The sequence below is a fragment of the Methylorubrum extorquens genome, from assembly GCF_024169925.1.
Lineage (GTDB): Bacteria > Pseudomonadota > Alphaproteobacteria > Rhizobiales > Beijerinckiaceae > Methylobacterium > Methylobacterium extorquens_A.
Genome location: NZ_JALJXF010000001.1, coordinates 4,153,123 through 4,173,014, shown reverse-complemented (window position 1 = coordinate 4,173,014; position 19,892 = coordinate 4,153,123). Strand labels below are relative to the sequence as shown.

The following is a 19,892-nucleotide window of genomic DNA, read 5'->3' as shown; positions in this document are numbered from 1 at the left end:
CCCGCTTCAGGAACGGCCGGGCAGCGGCTCGGCCAGGAGGCGGTTCTTCACGATCCAGCGCGTGGCGTGGGACCAGTCGTCGTCGGTGTTGGCTCTTATCACGACCTGGCCCTGGCGCACGACCTTGCCGGTCTCGGCCTCGGCGATGGTGACGACGAGGCTGAACAACTGGTTGGCGCCCTTGTCGGCGAAGGCGGTCACGGCGAGTTCCGCGCCCAGCGCCTTGGCGATCGGAGAGGCGCAGCCGTTGCACTTGTAGAGCGGGCTCTCCTTGCGGATCTCTTCCGCCTGGGGGGCTAGATCGACGCTCTCGAGGCCGCCCTTCTCGGCGAGTTGTTTGCGCAGCACGTCGGTGACGAGGTCGAGCCGCTTCTGGTCGGCTGGAAGCGGCTTGCGGCCATAGGCCAGCGTCGGGTCGTTCACCTCCGCCGGGAAGATCGCGGCCTTGCGCGCCGCATCCTCGGCCAGGGCTGTACCGCTCAGCGTGGACAGGAGAGCGAGGGCGGGCAGGAGGGCGCGAAGTCGCATGGGGTCAGAGCCTCGGACGGGCGCGGGGCCGCGCGGACTGTCTTTAACTCGGTTTCCCGGAGGATTTGGCAACTGTCGGGGCGGCCGTCCCTGGAGCGTACCGGCATGTCCGGCAACGGTGAGGAGCCGAATGAGGGCAGCGGCGGCCGGAAACACCGATCGCATAATCTTATGAAAATCTTATGCTTCTCTCGTTGAGGCCGGTGGCAAGATGTTGCTAGCGTACCGGGTAATGCGTTTGTCCGTTCCGCTCCTCCTCGCCGCCGGTCTCGCGATCGGCCCGGCCGCATTCCTGGCCGCTTCCATCCATGCCCGCGCCCAGGAGCCGAAGGCGGCCACCGGCGAGCTGCCGCCGGGGTCCCCCGCTGCCGAGACGCCCGCGCCGGTCCCCGGCTCCGAGACCCATATCGCCGTCCTCTATCGTCCGGTGCCGGCGCCCTCATCCTACGATGCCGAGGCCGATCCTGAAGACCTCGGCGTGGCCGGCGCACGCATGGCGGTGAAGGACAACAACACCACCGGGCGTTTCACCAAGCAGACCTTCGCGCTGGATGAGGTCGCCCTCGACGGCGAGCGCGATCCGGTGGAGGCGGCCAAGGCGCTTTCGGCCAAGGGCGTGCGGTTCTTCGTGCTGGCCCTGCCCGCCGCCGAGGTGCTGGCGGTGGCCGATGCGCTGAAGGAGACGGGCGCGGTCATCCTCAATGCCGGCGCGCCGGACGACCGCCTGCGCGGGGCCGATTGCCGCGCCAACCTGTTTCACGTGCTGCCGAGCCGCGCCATGCAGACGGATGCGCTGGCGCAGTACCTGACGCTGATGCGCTGGCGGAAGATCTTTCTGATCGTCGGCCCGACCGAGCGCGACAAGGCCTATGCGGATGCGATGCGGAACTCCGCCCGCAAGTTCGGCCTCAAGATCACCGCGGAGAAGCCCTGGACCTTCGGGCCCCTGGCGAAGGCCCGCGGCGACACGCCGACCCGGGCCGAGGCGATGGTGTTCACCCGCGGGCTCGACTACGACCTCGCGGTGGTCGCAGACGAGGAGGGCGACTGGGGCGATTACGTCCCGTTCCGCACCGTCGATCCGCGCCCCGTGGCCGGCACGCAGGGGCTGATCGCGACCACGTGGCACCCGACCCTGGAGACCTGGGGCGCGGCCCAGGCGCAGAACCGTTTCCGGCGGCTGGCGAGCCGCCTGATGCAGCCGCTCGATTATCAGGTCTGGGCAGCCGTGCGCACGGTCGGCGAGGCGGCGACGCAGACGCGGGGCACCGATCCGGCCACGCTCGCGGCCCATCTCGTGAAGCCCGAATTTTCGCTGCCCGCCTACAAGGGCGTGTCGCTGACCTACAGGCCCTGGGACCACCAGCTCCGTCAGCCGGTCATCGTGGTGCAGCCGAAATCGATGGTCTCGGTGGCGCCTGAACAGGGCTTCATCCACCAGCGCACGCCGCTCGATACGCTGGGGGCCGACATGCCGGAGACCGCTTGCAAACTGCCGTGACCGCTGGCGGAAGCGATCCCGGCGTGTCGGAGGGCGATGCGGCAATCCACCGCCCGGTGAGGTTCGGCCGGTCACCTGTTTCTTGTTTGAGCGATGGGGCCGCGGGGGCCATGTCGCTCGGGCCGATGTGGACGCAGGCGCGCGAGACGACGCGCCGGAAACGACAGGGAGAACGCCGATGGTCACGCGCTTGAGGGCAGGACTGGGATGCGCGCTGCTCGCGGGCGTATCGCTCGGGAGCGCGGGAAGCGCGCAGGCCTTTACCGCCTACGTCACCAACGAGAAGGCCAACACCGTCTCGGTCATCGATACCGAGACCCTGGCGGTGACGGGGACCTGGAAGGTCGGGCGGCGCCCGCGCGGCGTGACGCTCTCCAAGGACGACAAGGAGCTGTTCGTCTGCGCCAGCGACGACGACCGCATCGACGTGCTCGACACGGCCACCGGCAAGGTGGTGCGCTCCCTGCGCTCGGGGCCCGACCCGGAGCAGTTCATCCTCGATCAGAGCGGCAACCCGCTCTACGTCGCCAACGAGGACGATAGCCAAGTCACCATCCTCGACATCGAGAAGAACAAGGTGCTGGCCGAGGTCCCTGTGGGCGTCGAGCCGGAGGGGATGGGCCTGTCGCCGGACGGCAAGCTTCTCGTGAACACCTCCGAGACTACCAACATGGCCCACTTCATCGACACCAAGACCTTCGAGGTGATCGACAACGTGCTGGTCGATGCCCGGCCGCGCTTCGCCGAGTTCTCGACGGACGGGAAGTTCCTCTGGGTCTCGGCGGAGGTCGGCGGCACGGTCTCGGTGATCGATGTCGCCACCCGCAAGGTCATCAAGAAGATTACCTTCAAGATTCCGAGCGTCACCGACGAGCAGATCCAGCCCGTCGGCGTGCGCCTGACCAAGGACGGCACCCGCGCCTTCGTCGCGCTCGGGCCGGCCAACCGCGTCGCGGTGGTCGATGCAAAGACCTACGAGGTCCAGAAGTACCTGCCCGTGGGCCAGCGCGTGTGGCAGCTCGCCTTCACGCCCGACGAGAAGCAGCTCTACACGACCAACGGTACCTCCAACGACGTCTCGGTGATCGACGTCGAGGGTCTGAAGGTGGTGAAAAGCATCCCGGTCGGGTTGCTGCCCTGGGGCGTGGCGATCTCGAAGAAATAAGTTCGGTTCGCCGGCTAACGGCGGTGGGAGGAAGCGACATGAGATGGACTACGCGCCTCGGCCTCGCCGCCGCGGCCCTGATGCTGGCCGCGAGCCCGGCCGGCGCCCTCGACCTCACCAAGAAGCGGCAGAACCTGCCCGACCTCGTGCTTGGAAACGAGGAGGGCAACGACTTCGTGGTCGAGAACAAGGATATCGAGCTGGAAGCCGGCAAGGCCTACCGCCTGCGCATCGTCGCCAAGGGGCGGCAGGAGTACAAATTCTACGCGCCCGAGTTCTTCCGCTACATCTGGTTCAACCAGATCGTGATCGAGCACAAGGAGATCCACGGCGGCGGCCCGCCGGATCATCTCGAGTTCGACGATCCCGGCGAGATCGCCATCGAATTCGTCGCCATCAAGCCCGGTGCCTACAAGTGGTACGCGCAGGGGCTTGAGGAGAAGGGCATGGCCGGCACGATTACGGTGAAGTGAGAGGGGACATCTCATGATGCGCACACGCTCCTCCCTCGCTGCACCGAGAGTCTTCCGCGGCGGCGCCGCCCTTGCCGTTCTCCTCCTCGCCGCCCCCGCGCTCGCCGACGACAAGGCTGCCTGCGCCGAGGGCATTGCCGCGGTAAAGGTGCAGGCCGAAAAGCTGGCGCCCGGTGCGGCTCCGCAGAAACTCACCCGCGCCCTGAAGATCGCCGAGCGCGAGCAGGGCGAGGGCGAGTTCGACGAGTGCCTGGAGGCGCTCGACGACGCCAAGCGTGCGCTGCCGAAATGAGCGCGGCTCTCGAGGTCGCCGGCGTCAGCCACCGCTTCGGCCAGCGCGCCGCGCTTTCCGATGTCTCGATCACGGTCGAGCGCGGGCACTTCATGGCGCTGCTCGGGCCCAACGGCGCGGGCAAGACCACGCTCTTCTCGGTGATCACCCGGCTCTACAACAATCAGGAGGGCCGGGTCTCGATCCTCGGCCATCCCCTCGAACGCGAGCCGTCGCGGGCGCTCGCCGGCCTCGGCGTGGTGTTCCAGGCGCGCACCCTGGATACCGATCTCACCGTCGCGCAGAACTTGCACTACCATGCCAGCCTGCACGGCATCGGCCGGGCGGCGGCACGCTCGCGCATCGAGACCTTGCTCGCGCGCGTCGGATTGGCCGAGCGGCGTGACGACAAGATCCGGACCCTCTCCGGCGGCCAGTCGCGGCGCATCGAGATCGCCCGCTCGCTGATCCACGCGCCGCGCCTGCTGCTCCTCGATGAGCCGACGGTCGGGCTCGACCTCGAATCGCGCGCCGACATCGTCGCCATCGTCCGCGCCCTGGTACGCGAGGAGGGACTGTCCGTGCTGTGGGCGACCCACATCTTCGAGGAGATTTCGTCCGAAGATGATGCGGTCGTTCTTCATAAGGGCCGCATCGTCGCCCGGGGCCGCGCCGGCGAGATCGGCGCTCCCGGCGAGACGCTGGAGGCCGCCTTCCGCCGCCTCGTGGCCGAACCCGACAAGAGAGCCGTGAAGTCCGCCGCATGAGGTCTCCCCCGAACCCCGCCGTCGCAGCCCGTGCCGAGGACGGCGCGAAGACCGTGCCCCATGCGGGCCGGCTCGATGCGGTCGGCTACCTCATCGCGCTCGGCGGCATCGTGCGCCGCGAATTGCTGCGCTTCTTCCACCAGAAGGAGCGCTTCTTTTCGGCGATGGTGCGCCCGCTCGTCTGGCTGTTCATCTTCGCGGCGGGCTTCCGCAACACGCTCGGAACCTCGATCGTGCCGCCCTACGAGACCTACGTTCTCTACGAGGCCTACGTGGTGCCGGGGCTGGCAGTGATGATCCAGCTGTTCAACGGCATGCAGTCCTCACTCTCGATGGTCTACGACCGCGAGGTCGGCTCGATGAAGGTGCTGCTCACCTCGCCCTATCCGCGCTGGTCGCTGCTGCTGGCCAAGCTGATCGCGGGCGTCAGCGTCTCCATCGTCCAGGCCTACGCGTTCCTCGCCATCGCATGGTTCTGGGAGACCGGCATCCCGCCGGTCGGCTACCTCGCCGCCCTCCCGGCCTTCCTGGCTTCCGGCCTGATGCTCGGGGCGATCGGCTTGTTCCTGTCGTCGCTGGTGCGGCAACTCGAGAACTTCGCGAGCGTCATGAATTTCGTGATCTTCCCGATGTTCTTTGCCTCTTCTGCCCTATATCCGCTTTGGCAGGTTAGGGCATCGAGCGAGTGGCTCTATCTGATCTGCCAGGCCAACCCGTTCACCCACGCGGTCGAATTGGTGCGTTTCGCCCTCTACGGGCGCTTCGAGCCGGTCGCCTGCGCCGTCGTGGTCGGCACCGGCCTCCTGTTCTTCACCCTCGCCGCGATCGCCTACGATCCGGGCCGCGGCATCATGGCCCGGCGCGGCGGACCGGCCGGCGAAGCCGCCTGAGAGACCTCCCATGATCCCTCGTTCCGTTCGTGCCCCGCTTTGCCTCGCTCTGATCCTCGCGATGGCTCCGGCGCTCGCGCAGCCCAAGGCCGATCCGGATTGGCCCTGCGCGCAGCGTAAGGTGACGACTTTGGGCTACGGCTCGTTCTGGACCGGGCCGGACCTCGCCGAGGCGGGTGAATGGGGCAGCGACCGCGAGGCAGCCCAACTCGCCCGCAAGCTCGCCTCCCGCCGCACCGAATTGCGCGAGGTCGATACCCTGCTCGATGAATTCGCGCAGAAGGCCGATCCCGCAGAGAAGGGCAAGCGCCTCACCCGCGTCTTTGCCGGGGTGTTCGAGATCATCAACGGCGAGCGCAGCACGGTGATGAACGGGATCAGCCGCTACGCCCAGGGCCAGCGCCGTCTCGCCGAACGCATCCGCGACGAGGCGGACAAGGTGAGCGAGCTCAAGGACAGCCCGGAATCCGATTCCACCAAGGTCGCCTCCAAGGATGTCGCGGACTTGGAAAGCCGGTTCAACTGGGATCGTCGCATCTTCGACGAGCGGAACCAGTCGGTCTCCTATGTCTGCGAGGTGCCGACGATTCTGGAGCAGCGCCTGGGCGAGATTGCCCGTCGCATCCAGGCGCATCTCTGACCTGCTTCCCTTGCCAATCGACGGCCAGGCCCTTTGATGCCGGGCGCGATGCAGCTTGCAGCTGGGCGGCATGGCGTCGGGCCACGCTTCGTCATCGGCCTTCTTGTTCGCAGCGAATTCGTTTGATGTGGGGCAAGCCGATTCTCGAGCAGAAAGAGCCTCGGCAGAATCTTGGCCGGATGGGCTGACGAATGCCGGTCGAGGATTGCCGAATGATCCCGGATATGTCTGCCTTTTTATCCATAAGTCTTTGGTGGAACGTCAGAAATATGTTGCCGCAACACCACGCGTCGGCGGAAGCTTGAGCGTCCCATCATAATTGATCCCGTAGAAGCTCGGCAGCGATTGTCGTGACCCCCTAGCTTCAGCAACATCCGGCAACGGTCCCGCTCGAATGGGCCGCAAGCACGAATGACAAGGGCTGGGGGAATGACAATGCGGGTGCTGCGAGGCAGCCTCATCGCATCGGTTGCGCTGCTTCCGGGACATGTGATGGCGCAAGGCGCGGGCGGCGGGCAGGCCGTCACGCTCGAAGAGATCAGCGTCGTCTCGAATACGCCGGTCGCGGCCTCGCGCCGGGTCGTGGCCACACAGACCCCCTCGGGTCTGCGCGAGGTGACGGTGCTCGACGGCATCGATCGCAACAAGCTGCCGCAGAACACGAGCGTGCTGACTTCGGGCGACGTCTCGCGCGTCGGCTTCCCGAGCACGGTTCGGGCACTCGACGAGCGCGTCGGCTCGATCAGCGTCAACAACGCCCAGGGCAACCCCTTCCAGCCGACGATCACCTACCGCGGCTTCGAGGCCTCGCCGCTCGGCGGCTCACCGCAGGGCGTGGCCGTCTACCTGAACGGCGCCCGTTTCAACACCTCGTTCGGTGACACGGTGCAGTGGGATCTGATCCCCGACATCGCCGTCGATCGGATCGAGCTCGAGGGATCGAACCCGGCCTTCGGCCTCAACGCGCTCGGCGGCTCGCTTGCCGTGACGCTGAAGAACGGCTTCACCTACCAGGGCAGCGAGATCAACGTGCTCGGCGGCTCGTTCGGCCGCGGCGCGGTGGCGTTCCAGCACGGCCAGCGCATCGACAACATCGGCCTCTACGTCGCTGGCACCAAGCTCGGCGAGGATGGCTGGCGGCGCCACTCGCCGTCGCGCCTCAACCAGATCTACGCCGACCTCGGCGTGCAGGGGGAGCGGAGCGAGTTCCACTTCAACGTCATCGGCGCCAGCAACAGCCTGACCGGCAACGGCACCGCCCCGGTCGAGCTGTTGAAGGCCGACCGCAGCGACGTCTTCACCTATCCCGACCAGACCAAGAACGACTTCCTGCGCTTCCAGCTCTCCGGCACCTACGACGTCACGCCGACCATCACCGTGCAGGGCAACGCCTATTACGGCCTGTTCCGCCAGCGCACCGCCAACGGCGACGCCGCCGACGTGGAGAACTGCGAGGTCGACGAGCGTTTCGTCTGCTCCGAGGGCGCGGACGACAACCAGTTTTTCCTGCGTGACCGCACCGGCAACCCGGTGGCGGTCAACCGGCTGCGCACCTTCAACTTCGGCGGGATCAACCCGACCTTCGCCGACCGCTTCGACGAGGGCGGACCCTACGCCTTCCTCAACCAGACCCGCACCGACACCGACAATTTCGGTGCCACGGTCCAAACCGTGGTGCGCGAGACGCTGTTCGGCCTGCCCAACCGCTTCGTGCTCGGCGGCCAGTATGACGGTGGTCGCACCCGCTTCGGGGCCGACAATTCCATCGGTGGCCTCACGCTCGACCGCGGCTTCTCGCCCCCCGGCATCGTCGTCTCCAGCGACGACGGCATCATCACCCCCGTCTCCGTTCATACCTCGAACGATTACGGCGGCATCTACTTCTCGAACAACACCGATCTGACAGACCGGCTGACCCTGACGCTGCAGGGCCGGTTCAACATGGCCAAGATCATCCTGCGCGACCAGATCGGCACGGCGCTGAACGGCGACCACTACTACCAGCGCTTCAATCCCGGCATCGGCGCGACCTACAAGGTCATCCCCGATTACCTCGTCGCCTATGGCGGCTACACGGAAGCCAACCGCGCCCCGACCCCGGCCGAGCTCTCCTGCGCCGATCCGCAGGCGCCCTGCTCGCTCACCAACTTCTTCGTCGGCGACCCGCCGCTGAAGCAGGTCGTGGCGCGCACGGTCGAAGCCGGTATCCGCGGCCGCATCCCGCAGCCCGACGATCTCTTCGGCGGCATCCTCTCGTACAAGGCCGGCTTCTTCTCGACCCGCAACGACGACGACATCCTGTTCGTGCCGGCCCCCGACACGATCGGCCGCGCCTTCTTCCGCAACGTCGGCTCGACCAAGCGGCAGGGCGTCGAAGCGAGCCTGTTCTACAACGCGCCGCGCTGGAACGCCTTCATCGACTACGCCTTCGTCGATGCGACCTTCGAGTCGCCGGTCGAACTCGCAGCCCCCGGCAACCCGTTCAACAGCGCGGGCGGCGACGAGAGCGGCGTCGTGCTCGTGCGTCCGGGCAACCGCCTGCCCGGCGTCGCGCCGCACCAGCTCAAGGTCGGCGTGCAGTATCAGGTGACGCCGGAATGGCGTGTCGGCGCGCTCGCCCGCTTCGCCACGGGCAAGTTCCTTGTCGGCGACCCGACCAACCAGAACAAGACCACCGGCGACTTCGCGGTGTTCGGCTTCAACACCAGCTACCGCGTGGCGTCGAACATCGAGATCTACGGCTACGTCGAGAACGCCTTCAACGCCAATTACGCCACCTTCGGCACCTTCTCGCCGGTGGACGAGGTTCCGATCGTACGGGTGCCCAACGCCACCTCGAACCGCAGCCTCGCGCCCGGCGCGCCGGTGGCGGCCTTCGGCGGCCTGCGCATCCTGTTCGAGCCGCCGCCTCCGGTCCCGGTGGTGGAGCCGCTGCCCCTGGTTCGTAAGGGCTGAGCGGGTCTCCCAACCGAACAGGCTCTCGGACCATCTCCGGTCCGGGACAGTTCTCGATCGATGCAAAGCGGCGCGGTTCTCCGGAACCGCGCCGTTTCCATGTTCAGGACGAGCCTCAGGGGTTCGCCGAGTGCGACCTGCCAACGGCACTCCGGCTATTGCCATTTCATCCCGGGCAAGTTACGCAATCCAAGCGAGGCCGATCGGCCGCTTTGCCTAGGCTGGTTTGCCTGAGGCGTGGCGGGCGTCAGCGTCTCCGCGATTTTGCCGTTGGCCCGATTGCCGGGCCACTTCGATCAGGAGTTTACCCCCGATGGCGTTGCGCCTCTCCTCTGCCGTTCTTCTTGCTGCGCTCGTCGCGGCCCCGGCCTATGCGGCTCCGACGACGACGACGAAGGTCGACATCGCTGCCTTCGATCCGGACAAGGACGGCACCGTCGATCTCAAGGAGGCCCTGGCCGCCGGCTCCGCCGCCTTCGACAAGCTCGATCCGGATAAGGACGGCACGCTCGATGCCAAGGAGCTGAAGGGCCGCGTCAGCGAGGCCGATCTCAAGAAGCTCGATCCGGACAACGACGGGACCCTCGACAAGAAGGAATACCTCGCCGCCGTCGAGGCTCAGTTCAAGGCCGCCGATCCGGACAACGACGGCACCATCGACGCCAAGGAACTGGCGAGCCCGGCCGGCTCGGCCCTGGTCAACCTGATCCGCTAAATCTCCGGACGCTTCGTTCTGGACGAAAACGAGGGTGCGGATCGCGAGATCCGCACCCTTTTTCATCTCCAGCGACCCTTCCGAGAGCCGTGGGCGAAGCGTCGCAGAGCGGAACTCCAAGGGGCCTTCGAGGGCTGTTCCGGCCGAAGCGGGCGGTCACGGGACCGGCTCGCGAAAAGCCGATCCGGAGGAGCCCCAACCCCATGCGCATTGCCCTTACGCTGCCCGTCGCCCTCGCTGTCCTCATTGCCGCGGGCCCTGCCCTGGCCGTCACCTGCAAGGACGACATTTCCACCGTGGAGCGGCGGCTCAACAGCAGTGGCGCGGAGATGGTGACCGGCAAGGAGCCACCGGGCGGCGCCACCTCGTCGAATTCGCCCAAGGCCCTCGACAAGCCGCCGGCCGGCGCTCCTTCCGATCCGTCGACCAAGTCGACGAAGGCGGGTGTGGAAGAGGCACGCACGCTGCTTGCCAAGGCCAAGGAGCAGGACAAGGCCGGTCAGGAGACCGCCTGCCAGGATACGATGACACAGGTGAAGGAGAAGGCCGGCGCGCTGCCGTAGTTCGGCATACGGGCCCGAGCCGGATCATTCCTTGAAAACGGTGAGGCCCAGAAAAAAGAGGCCCAGGACTGCGCTCTGGCGGTCCTGGGCCTCGTCCCGTTCGTGATCTCAAGGATCCTCAATACGCGTTTTCGGTCTTGAAGAGCGCGAGCGGCGTGGTGAGCAGGATCTTGAGGTCGAACAGGATCGACCAATTCTCGATGTAATGCAGGTCGTGCTCCACACGGCGCTGGAGCTTCTCGCTGGTATCGGTCTCGCCGCGCCAGCCATTGATCTGCGCCCAGCCGGTGATGCCGGGCTTCACCTTGTGGCGAGCGAAGTAGCCGTCCACCACCTGATCGTAGAGGGTGTTTGCCGCCTTGGCCTGGACGGCATGCGGGCGCGGTCCGACCAGCGAGAGATCACCGCGGATCACGTTGAAGAGCTGCGGCAGCTCGTCCAGCGACGTCTTGCGGATGAAGCGGCCCACGGGTGTCACGCGGGCATCCGTCTTGGTGACGAGTTGCGATGCGCCTGCATCGCACAGATCGACATACATCGAGCGGAACTTGAAGATCTCGATCAGCTCGTTGTTGAAGCCGTAGCGCTTCTGTCGGAACAGCACCGGCCCTGGCGATGTCAGCTTCACCGCGACCGCAACCGCGATCATCGCCGGCGAGAGCGCCAGCAGCAGCATCAGGCCGACGAGGCGGTCGAACATCCCCTTCAGGATAACGTCCCAATCAGCCAGCGGCTTGTCGAACACGTCAAGCAGCGGGACCCCGCCGAGATAGGAATAGGCGCGCGGGCGCAGACGCAGCTTGGTAGCGTGAGCCGACAGTCGGATATCGACCGGCAGAACCGAGAGCTTGGCGAGCATCTGCAGGATGCGTGTCTCGGCCGAGATCGGCAGGGTGAACACCACGAGATCGACGGGGGTGTGGCGGGCGTAAGTAACGAGGTCGCTGACATTGCCGAGCTTGGGATAGCCGGCGACGTGGGTGCTGGACCGGTCATCGCCGCGGTCATCGAAGATCCCGATGATGCGGATCCCGTTGTCGCCGCTCGCTTCCAGGGCGTGGATCAGTTCCACCGCCGCCGGTCCGCCGCCGACGATCGCGGTACGACGGTCGAAGCGCCCCTTGGCCACCTGCATCCGCACGAAGGCCGAGAGCGCCGCGCGTCCGCCGAGCAAGATAGCGAGGCCGGCCATGTAGTAGCTGAGCAGCCAGAACCGGGAGTAATGGTCCGCGACCTTGCCGAGCACCATGGCCGCGGCCACCATCAGGAACGCGATGGACCAGCCGGTGGCAAGCTTCACGGCTGTTCTTGGTAGATCGCGGAATGCGCTGATCCGGTAACTGCCCGAGGCTTGGAACAGTCCGAGTGCCGCCAGGGTCACCGCTAGAATGGCAGCGTGGTAGCGCGGCGCGAGCGGCACGACGCCTCTCAGCAAGGCCTGATGCAGAACCAAGCCGAGCAGGATCAGACCGAAGAATTCGGCAAGCCGCACGCAACCGGCCAGCACGACCGGCGACAGCCAAGTCCCCTTCAATGCGGACGCGGAGGGCGCAGCCCCTGGATTCTCGCCGTGGAGCGGGAGCGGCGCCGGCACGGATGTCAGCGAGCCGTTTTCCTTCGCGACCTTAAGCAGATCCCGAACGTCGATGGCGCTCATAGGAATGTTCCACGTGAAAACATCGAGCCTCTCCGGCCATCGAGTGTGCCGGATCGATCTTCACGAAAGCCTAATGTGCGGGCGGGCCGGGCTGTGAAAAACGGGGACATCGAACGCATCGCCGCCCGCCCTCAAGCCGTCACGACGCCAGACATCTTTCGTATGCGTTTCGCATTGAAGGCAGCGGCGTAGCCGCACAGCACGTCGGTCGCCATGCGGTTCATCGAGAAGCGGGTGCGCAGCGAATTGCTGAGCGCCCGGGCGCGGCCCTGCCGGCGTGCAGGCTCCTCATCGAGGATACGGAGGATGGCGGCGCTCAGGGCCTCGCAATCGCCGGGTGGAACCAGATCGGACGAGAAGGCCCCGAAGATTTCCGGAATGCCGCCGACATTGGTCGCGACGAGAGGCTGGCCGGCCGCCGCAGCCTCCAGCACGACGTAGGGCAAGGATTCCGCCAAGGACGGCACCACCATGACCCGGCCGCGTCCGAGCACCGGCCGGATCGCCTGAGGCGGCTCGAACGCAATGGCATGGCGCAGACCGAGATTCTCGGCCATCGCGGCGATGCTTTCGGTATCAGGGCCTGACCCCACCATCAAAAGCCGGAGGTCGCGACCTCGTCCCCGCAGCCGTGCGAGGGCCCGCAACAGCACCGGCAATCCCTTGGCCTCTCGCAGTTCACCGACATAGACGAGGTCGAACGGGTCATCCGCCGTCTCCACGGGGGCGAACTCAGCTTCCGCGATGCCGTTGTGGACGATGCGCTCGAGGCGCGGCGCGCCTCCGGCAAAGGTGGCATGACGCGAGGCGACGTATTCGCTTTCGAACAGGAATAGGTCGGTCGCCCGCGCCATCACCTGCTCGGCGGCCATGTAGACCCGGTGCAGAGCCGTTCCCGGACGATAGTTGTAGCTGCCGCCATGCGGGGTGTAGGCGCGGATCACCCCGCGTCCGCCTGTGCCGAGTGGGGCGAGGCGGGCGAACACGCCGCCTTTCGCGCCATGGCCGTGCAACACGTCGGCCCCCACCGCGAGAGCCTGCGCTCTCACCGTGCGCAACACCTGAAGGTCGCTCGCATGCGGATTCCGGCGCATCGGGACACGCGTGACGCCGAGTGCGAGAGAAGGGGCCAGATCCGCCAGGGTCCGTTCCGCGCGCTCACCGCCGGTCGAGGCGTCGCAGACGAGGCCGACGGCGTGGCCCGCCTCCGCCTGGAGGCGGGTGAGGTCGATGACGTGGCGAAACAGACCGCCGACCGGGGCCCGGAACACGTGGAGGATGCGGTGCCGCTCACCGGTCCCGACGCGGGACGATAGGTCCGCGCCCAGGTGACCTATCGGCCCGTGTGGCGTCACGGCGGCGGTCAGAGGAGCGGCGAAGGGAGAGGCCACGGCAGTCGGTCTCCGCGCGGGCGGCCCCAATGCGGGGCCCGGTCCGGCGGAAGATCGTCATGGCGCGGTCAGCGCCCGGTTAAGGGGCAAGCGAGAATGGCACGCGGAGGTCTCTCACGCCCGGCTTTCGTGGATCACGGTTAGGCGTTGGTGAATGCCGCAGTGAGCCGGCTCAGAAAAACCGCTCCTTGACGACGATCGTGTCGCCCGGCCGCACCGGGTAAGACATTGGGACGATGCCGTTGATGAGCCCGCCCTGGCCCTCGCGGGTCAACACCGCGTAGTCGCGCGCCGCGCGGGGGCCGAAGCCTGCGGCGATCGCCACCGCCGTCTCGACGGTCATGCCGTTGACGTAAGGGTACTGCCCCGAGGTCGTCACCTCGCCGAGGATGTAGAAGGGCCGGTAGGCATCGACCTCGACCGTCACGTGCGGCTCGCGCACGAAGCCGGCCGCGAGCTTCGCTTCGATCAGCCGGGCGGCCTGCGCCGTCGTCTGCCCGCCCACCTGAACCACGCCGATCAGCGGCATCGCGATCCGCCCACCGCCATCGACCGCGTAGATGTTGGACAGGTTGTCCTGCCCGAACACGATGACGCGAAGCTTGTCGCCTGCCGCCAGCGAGTAGCGCGTGCCGATGGAGCCGGTGCCGGTGGCATCGAGATCGACCGTCCGGAAATCCGGACGCAGACAGCCGCCGAGCGCGAGGACGGACGGAAGGGCCAAGAGGAATGCGCGCCGCTGCATCGCCATCGCCGTTGTGAAGAACCTCAGCGTTACTTAACGGCGTATGGTTAACGAATGCTGATCCAGCCGCGATGCCGGGCGGAAACATGTCCGGCCTCCGGCGCGGCGTCTCGAATGTCGATGAGGGCCGGCCGCAGCTCTTAACGAGAAGTCAACCTTAACGACCTCTATTGGTCGAAGGTGGATCGATCGCCCCGATCCGCGTCCCGCCTTCGTAAAGACTGCCCATGCCGCGCCTCAGGCTGTCGACCGATCCGTCTCTTCCGCCGCCCGGCGGGCCCGGTGGGCCCGGCGATGGATTGGCGGTTGCGCAGATTGGCGGCGTCCTGCGCCGCTCCTGGGCCTGGATTGCCGTGCCGACGCTGGTCGCCGCGCTCGGGGCGGGCGTCTTCGTGCAGGTGGTGACCCCGCGCTACACCGGAGAAGCCAAGGTTCTGCTGGAAAGCCGCGATCCCGCTTTCGCCCGTACCGCCGCCGAGCGGACGGACCAGATCCAGCCGATCGACGAGCAGGCCGTCGCCAGCCAAGTGCAGGTGGCGATGTCGCGCGACATCGCCCGTGAAGCGATTCGCAGCCTGAAGCTCGTCGGAAACCCCGAATTCGATCCGGAAGCCGAGAGCAGCTCGGCGATCCGGCGCACGCTGATGATGCTGGGCCTCGTCTCGGCGCCGATGGAGCGTCCTTCCGAGGATCGCATTCTCGAAAGCTATCTCGACCACCTGCTGGTCTATCCGGTCGGAAAGTCACGCATCCTCGCCGTCGAGTTCCGCTCGCGCGATCCCGAACTCGCCGCGCGCGGCGCCAACACCGTGGCGGACCTCTACCTCGCCTCGCTGGAAGCCGCCTCCGTCGATACCGCCCGTTACGCCTCGACCTGGCTCGGCAACAACATCGCCAACCTGCGCGCCCGCGTGGCCGAAGCGGAGGCGAAGGTCGAGGCGTTCCGCGCCAAGCACGGCCTGATCGGCACGGGCAGCAGCGCGGCGGCTCAGCCGCTCTCGTCCCAGCAGCTCTCCGAATTGTCGAGCCAGCTCTCGCAGGCGCGCACGATCCAGGCGGACCTGACCGCCCGCGCCAAGCTCCTCAAGGACATGATCAAGGAGGGCCGCGCCTTCGAGATCCCCGATGTCGCCAACAACGAGCTGATTCGGCGCACGGTCGAGAGCCGCATGGCGATGCGTGCGCAACTCGCCCTCGAATCGCGCACGCTGCTGCCGGCCCACCCGCGCATCAAGGAGCTGACGGCCCAGGTCCAAGATCTCGAGAATCAGATCAAGGCCGCAGCCGAGCGAGTGGTGCGCACCCTCGAAAACGACGCCAAGATCGCGGGCGCCCGGGTCGAGTCCTTGCGCGCGGCGGTCGACGGCCAGCAGGACGTGGTCGCCAAGGGCAACACCAGCGAGGTGGAGCTGCGTGCTCTCGAGCGCGAGGCGAAATCCCAGCGCGAGCAGCTCGAATCCTATCTCGCCCGCTACCGCGAGGCGGCCGCGCGCGACGCCGAGAATGCCAGCCCGGCCAATGCCCGCGTGGTGTCCCGTGCGATCGTGCCCGATCTGCCCTCCTTCCCGAAGAAGCTGCCGATCGTCGCCTTCGCTACGATGCTCGCCTTCCTGCTCGCGAGCGCGGGCGTCATCGGCCGCCATCTCCTCGTCACGCCGTCCGAGCCGGGCGGAGACCGTACCGGGGATGAGGGGGAGCCCCTCGTTCAAGACGCACGGACCGATCGTCCGCGCGACTTCTACCCGGAGCCGGAGCCGCCCGCGTCGCGCCGTCCTGCCTATGAGCCGGTCTATGGCGGGGCCTATCCGGCCTCTGCGGCGGAACGCTTCGCGCCGGCCCTCGCCTTTGCCAATTCCCTGAGGGCGACCGCGACGGTGCATCACCCGGTCTTCGCCAGCACGGCGCCGATCGGAGCCGAGGCGGCTGCGCCAGGGGATGCGGCAAGAGCGAGCAAGGAAGGGCTCGGCGTCCCCACGAAATCCTCCGCCTCCTATGCCGATCTCGATGGTCTGATCGCCCGGCTGGAGAACGGAACCGGCAAGCCGCACGGCAAGGGGCAGTTGACCGGGCCATCCAAGGGGGGCTGCGTGCTCGTGGTCGAAACCCCGCGTGCCGACGGCACGCCCGGTCTCGCCTCCAATCTCGCCCGGGTGCTCGGTCCGCGCCGCCAGACGCTACTGGTCGATGTGAACGGCGCGGTCTCCGGACCGTCCGAGCCGGGCCTGACCGATCTGGTGGCCGGTGCGGCCGATTTCCTCGACGTGATCCAGCCGGTGCGGGGTTCGCGTCTCCACGCGGTGAAGCGCGGCGCAGCGCCTCTCGACGTGCTGTCGGAGGAGCCGCAAGGCCTCGCCATCGGGCTCAACGCCCTGTCGCAGAGTTACGATTGGGTGCTCTGCCGCCTCGATGCGCGGAATGCCGAGGACGGCGCCGAACTCATTCCGGCGGTCGGCCCCTGCATGGACTCGATCGTGATCGCCTCGGATGCGGCGTCCGACGACCCGGTTCTGGTCTCACTCTATCGTCTCGCCAAGGAAACCGGCGTGGGCCGGGTGGTGGTCGCCCGCCACGGCGAGGATGCGGAACGCACTCCGAGCCTGGAAGCGACGCCTCTGCGGCTTTCGGCCTGACGCGCCGGCAGACCTCCGAAGCGGCAAGGCGCCGCTTCAGCAACCCGTTCCCTGCTCTTCTTCCGTTGCGGTCATCGCGGCGGCAACAAGCAGGGCCGAGAGGTTGGGGTGCCAACAATGGCCGCGAGGGCAACGCACGCGGCGGTCAGGGAAACCGGGAACAGGATCCGCACGGTATCTCCCCGAATCAGGGCGGTGGTTCCGCCGGCCCAGATCGGAGGGACCGGCGGAACCGCCGAGCCTCGCTAAGGGGGGGCCGCGTTCGACCCGGCCCACTCACCTTGCCGCTCCGATGAAATTGCTGCCTTAACAAAATTTGGAGTTGTGCCGCCGCGTTCGGGGAACGTTCAGCTGTCGGACTCAAGGCACCCTGGATGCGCCATGGCCCAGCGATGCCAAGCCCTTGATACGTCACTCTGATTTCGCGAGCGGCTCCCGCGCGAGGGCGTCGGGTCTCACCCTCGCTGACGTATGTGGCAAGTCGCCTCACTCGTCCGGCCGACACCTTTCCGGCCGACGGGATAGCCCGCGCCGATCCTGCCGAACCAAAGCTAGCGCATCGCCCTGGATATCGGATCCAGGACGATGCGCTAGCTTTTGTTTTTGCATCGTCTTTTTCCGAAAGCCGGCAACCACCTTTCGGGACGATGTTCTAGAATGGCAGCTTCATGCCGGGCGGGAGCGGCAGGCCCTTGGTCAGCTCCGCCATCTTCTCCTGCGCCGTCGCCTCGGCCTTGCCGCGGGCGTCGTTGCAGGCGGCGACGATCAGGTCTTCCAGGATTTCGCGTTCGTCGGCGACCATCAGGCTTGGATCGATGGAAACACCGAGCACCTGACCCTTGGCCGTCATCCGCACCGTCACGGCGCCGCCGCCGGACGCGCCCGACACCTCGACCGCTTCGAGTTCGGACTGAACCGAGGCCATCTTCTCCTGCATGGCCTGGGCCTGCTTCATGATGCCCATGAGGTCGCGCATGGTGGGTTCGCTCCGGTTCCGGTCGAGAAAGGGTCAGCTCCCCGCACTTAGGCGCGGGAGCCCGGCCTTGCCAGGGTAAGGCGGGCGCCTCAGGCGTCGTCGTCCGTCTCTTCGGGCGGAGGGGCTGCCGGCCCGGTGCCCGCCGCCGCGGCGTCGGCGCCATCGGTCTCCGGCGCCTTGTCCCGCACATCGACGATCTGCGCGCCGGGGAAGCGCGACAGAACCTCCCGCACCAGCGGGTGCGCGGCGGCGTTCTGGTGGCGGGTTTCCTCGGCCGCCCGCGAATTCTCCGCAAGCGTCGGCGCGCCGGGCTCCTTGGAGAGCGCCACCAGCCAGCGCCGCCCGGTCCAGGCATCGAGAGCGCGGGCGAGATCGGTCGGAAGGCTCTGCCGGCCACCGGGGGCAAGGCGGAACTCGATCCGCCCCTCCTCGAAGCGCACGAGATGCACGTCGCGCTCCAGGGCCACCTTCAGGGCGATGTCGCGGGCCGCCTCGGCCTGGGCGACCACGTCCTCGAAGCGTCCGAGCCGCGGACCGGCGGGGGCCACCGGAGCCGGGCGCGATGCGGGTTGCGGTGCCGCGGCGGTGACGGGGGAGGGAACCGCGGCCAAGGTCGGCCGAGGCGCGGGTTGCGGGGCGGGGGGCGCCATCTGCAGCGCGGCCGAGCCGTGCGAGGCCATGGCGGAACCGCCGTCGCGCCCGGAACTCGGGCGAGCGGCGCCATTGCCCTCGGACGAGGCGATGTCGGCGCGAAGCTGGCGCAGGGCCTCGTCGGGCGTCGGCAGATCGGCGGCGTAGGCGAGCCGCACGATCGCCATCTCGGCCGCCGCCAGCGGGCGGGGGGCGGCCTGCACCTCGGGCAGCGCCTTGAGTAGGATCTGCCACGCCCGCGACAGGGCCCGCACCGGCAGGCGCCCGGCGAACGCGACGCCGCGCACGCGCTCCGCCTCGCTCAAGGTCGGGTCGGCCTCCGCCCCCGGCACCAGCTTGAGGCGGGTGACGAGATGGGTGAAGCCGGCCAGATCCGAGAGCACCACCGCCGGGTCGGCGCCCGCATCGTACTGGGCGCGGATCTCGGCGAAGGCGGCCGGCACGTCGCCGCGCATCACGGCCTCGAACAGATCGACGATGCGTGAGCGGTCGGCAAGGCCGAGCATGTCGCGGACGCCCGCGGCCGAGACCGCGCCCGCCCCGTGGGCGATCGCTTGATCGAGCAGGGAAAGCGCATCGCGCACCGAGCCTTCGGCGGCGCGGGTGACAGCGGCCAGCGCCTCGTCCTCGGCCTCCACGCCTTCCGCGGCGCATATCTTCTTCAGGTGGGCGGAGAGCACGTCGGCCTCGACCCGGCGCAGGTCGAAGCGCTGGCAGCGCGACAGGATCGTCACCGGAACCTTGCGGATTTCGGTGGTCGCGAACACGAACTTGGCGTGGGGCGGCGGCTCCTCCAGCGTCTTCAGGAAGGCGTTGAACGCCTTCTCCGAGAGCATGTGGACCTCGTCGACGATGTAGACCTTGTAGCGGGCCGAGACCGGGGAATAGCGGATGCCATCGATGATGCCGCGCACGTCGTCGATGCCGGTATGCGAGGCGGCGTCCATCTCCAGCACGTCCATGTGCCGGGATTCCATGATCGCCTGGCAGTGCTGGCCGAGTTCCGGCATCGACACGGTGGGGCCGGTATCCGGCTGCCCGGTGCGGAGGTAGTTGAGGCCGCGGGCGAGGATGCGGGCGGTGGTCGTCTTGCCGACGCCGCGCACGCCGGTCAGCATCCAGGCCTGCGGGATGCGGTTGGCCGCGAACGCGTTGGCCAGCGTGCGCACCATGGCGCCCTGGCCAATCAGGTCATCGAAGGTCTGGGGGCGGTACTTGCGCGCGAGCACCCGGTAGGGCGTCGTGGCCGGCACGGGCGCAGCGGCGGGCATGCCGGGCAGGCCCGGCTCGTCGGTGAGCGTGCCGTGCGTCTCGTCCATGCCGCCGTTCGAATTTTCGGAAAGTGGCCGGGCCGTCCCGCTCAGGCGGACGGCG

The 19,892-nt window shown here is 67.7% G+C and carries 17 protein-coding genes; 11 read left to right on the top strand and 6 right to left on the bottom strand.

Going from position 1 to position 19,892, the window contains the following annotated elements; translation table 11 throughout:
• Nucleotides 1–6 precede the first annotated feature (6 nt).
• Nucleotides 7–528, bottom strand: coding sequence for a DUF3280 domain-containing protein (locus J2W78_RS19470; RefSeq protein ID WP_253373216.1), 522 nt, complete (start codon nucleotides 526–528; stop codon nucleotides 7–9).
• Nucleotides 529–760: 232 nt separating this feature from the next.
• On the opposite strand from J2W78_RS19470, the gene J2W78_RS19465 reads away from it, so the two are divergent.
• The 10 genes from J2W78_RS19465 (at nucleotide 761) to J2W78_RS19420 (ending at nucleotide 10,468) form a co-directional block, all read left to right on the top strand.
• Nucleotides 761–2,029 carry an ABC transporter substrate-binding protein gene (locus tag J2W78_RS19465; RefSeq protein WP_253373214.1) on the top strand — a complete coding sequence of 423 codons (1,269 nt, stop codon included), beginning with the start codon at nucleotides 761–763 and terminating at the stop codon, nucleotides 2,027–2,029.
• Nucleotides 2,030–2,207: 178 nt separating this feature from the next.
• The gene (locus J2W78_RS19460) at nucleotides 2,208–3,194 is read left to right on the top strand and encodes a YVTN family beta-propeller repeat protein (protein WP_253373212.1); all 987 of its coding nucleotides are present in this window, start codon (nucleotides 2,208–2,210) and stop codon (nucleotides 3,192–3,194) included.
• A 38-nt stretch (nucleotides 3,195–3,232) separates the two neighbouring features.
• The gene (locus J2W78_RS19455) at nucleotides 3,233–3,667 is read left to right on the top strand and encodes a hypothetical protein (protein WP_253373210.1); all 435 of its coding nucleotides are present in this window, start codon (nucleotides 3,233–3,235) and stop codon (nucleotides 3,665–3,667) included.
• Between the two features lie 13 nt (nucleotides 3,668–3,680).
• Nucleotides 3,681–3,959 carry a hypothetical protein gene (locus J2W78_RS19450; RefSeq protein WP_253373208.1) on the top strand — a complete coding sequence of 93 codons (279 nt, stop codon included), beginning with the start codon at nucleotides 3,681–3,683 and terminating at the stop codon, nucleotides 3,957–3,959.
• Nucleotides 3,956–4,705 carry an ABC transporter ATP-binding protein gene (locus tag J2W78_RS19445; RefSeq protein ID WP_253373207.1) on the top strand — a complete coding sequence of 250 codons (750 nt, stop codon included), beginning with the start codon at nucleotides 3,956–3,958 and terminating at the stop codon, nucleotides 4,703–4,705. The genes J2W78_RS19450 and J2W78_RS19445 overlap by 4 nt, the downstream gene beginning before the upstream one ends.
• The gene (locus J2W78_RS19440; RefSeq protein WP_253373205.1) at nucleotides 4,702–5,595 is read left to right on the top strand and encodes an ABC transporter permease; all 894 of its coding nucleotides are present in this window, start codon (nucleotides 4,702–4,704) and stop codon (nucleotides 5,593–5,595) included. The genes J2W78_RS19445 and J2W78_RS19440 overlap by 4 nt, the downstream gene beginning before the upstream one ends.
• Before the next feature lie 10 nt (nucleotides 5,596–5,605).
• Nucleotides 5,606–6,235: a hypothetical protein gene (locus J2W78_RS19435; protein ID WP_253373203.1), complete on the top strand. Its 630-nt coding sequence runs from the start codon at nucleotides 5,606–5,608 to the stop codon at nucleotides 6,233–6,235.
• A 435-nt stretch (nucleotides 6,236–6,670) separates the two neighbouring features.
• Nucleotides 6,671–9,190, top strand: a complete 2,520-nt coding sequence (locus tag J2W78_RS19430; RefSeq protein WP_367399390.1) for a TonB-dependent receptor — start codon at nucleotides 6,671–6,673, stop codon at nucleotides 9,188–9,190.
• Between the two features lie 313 nt (nucleotides 9,191–9,503).
• Nucleotides 9,504–9,905: an EF-hand domain-containing protein gene (locus tag J2W78_RS19425; RefSeq protein WP_253373199.1), complete on the top strand. Its 402-nt coding sequence runs from the start codon at nucleotides 9,504–9,506 to the stop codon at nucleotides 9,903–9,905.
• Between the two features lie 203 nt (nucleotides 9,906–10,108).
• Nucleotides 10,109–10,468 (top strand): hypothetical protein, encoded by a 360-nt coding sequence (locus tag J2W78_RS19420; RefSeq protein ID WP_253373197.1) that lies wholly within the window; start codon nucleotides 10,109–10,111, stop codon nucleotides 10,466–10,468.
• A gap of 118 nt (nucleotides 10,469–10,586) precedes the next feature.
• Here J2W78_RS19420 and J2W78_RS19415 read toward each other — a convergent pair whose 3' ends face one another.
• From J2W78_RS19415 to J2W78_RS19405, 3 genes are all read right to left on the bottom strand, one after another.
• Nucleotides 10,587–12,125, bottom strand: coding sequence for an undecaprenyl-phosphate glucose phosphotransferase (locus J2W78_RS19415; RefSeq protein ID WP_253373195.1), 1,539 nt, complete (start codon nucleotides 12,123–12,125; stop codon nucleotides 10,587–10,589).
• 131 nt (nucleotides 12,126–12,256) lie between these two features.
• Nucleotides 12,257–13,516: a glycosyltransferase family 4 protein gene (locus J2W78_RS19410; protein WP_253373193.1), complete on the bottom strand. Its 1,260-nt coding sequence runs from the start codon at nucleotides 13,514–13,516 to the stop codon at nucleotides 12,257–12,259.
• A 172-nt stretch (nucleotides 13,517–13,688) separates the two neighbouring features.
• Nucleotides 13,689–14,267, bottom strand: coding sequence for a polysaccharide biosynthesis/export family protein (locus J2W78_RS19405; protein WP_253373191.1), 579 nt, complete (start codon nucleotides 14,265–14,267; stop codon nucleotides 13,689–13,691).
• A gap of 221 nt (nucleotides 14,268–14,488) precedes the next feature.
• On the opposite strand from J2W78_RS19405, the gene J2W78_RS19400 reads away from it, so the two are divergent.
• The gene (locus J2W78_RS19400; protein ID WP_253373189.1) at nucleotides 14,489–16,891 is read left to right on the top strand and encodes a GumC family protein; all 2,403 of its coding nucleotides are present in this window, start codon (nucleotides 14,489–14,491) and stop codon (nucleotides 16,889–16,891) included.
• A 652-nt stretch (nucleotides 16,892–17,543) separates the two neighbouring features.
• Here the strand turns inward: J2W78_RS19400 and J2W78_RS19395 are convergent.
• Complete coding sequence (locus tag J2W78_RS19395; RefSeq protein WP_012253408.1) at nucleotides 17,544–17,867, bottom strand: YbaB/EbfC family nucleoid-associated protein; 324 nt, start codon at nucleotides 17,865–17,867, stop codon at nucleotides 17,544–17,546.
• Nucleotides 17,868–17,956: 89 nt separating this feature from the next.
• Nucleotides 17,957–19,837 (bottom strand): DNA polymerase III subunit gamma/tau, encoded by a 1,881-nt coding sequence (locus J2W78_RS19390; protein ID WP_253373187.1) that lies wholly within the window; start codon nucleotides 19,835–19,837, stop codon nucleotides 17,957–17,959.
• Nucleotides 19,838–19,892: the final 55 nt, after the last annotated feature.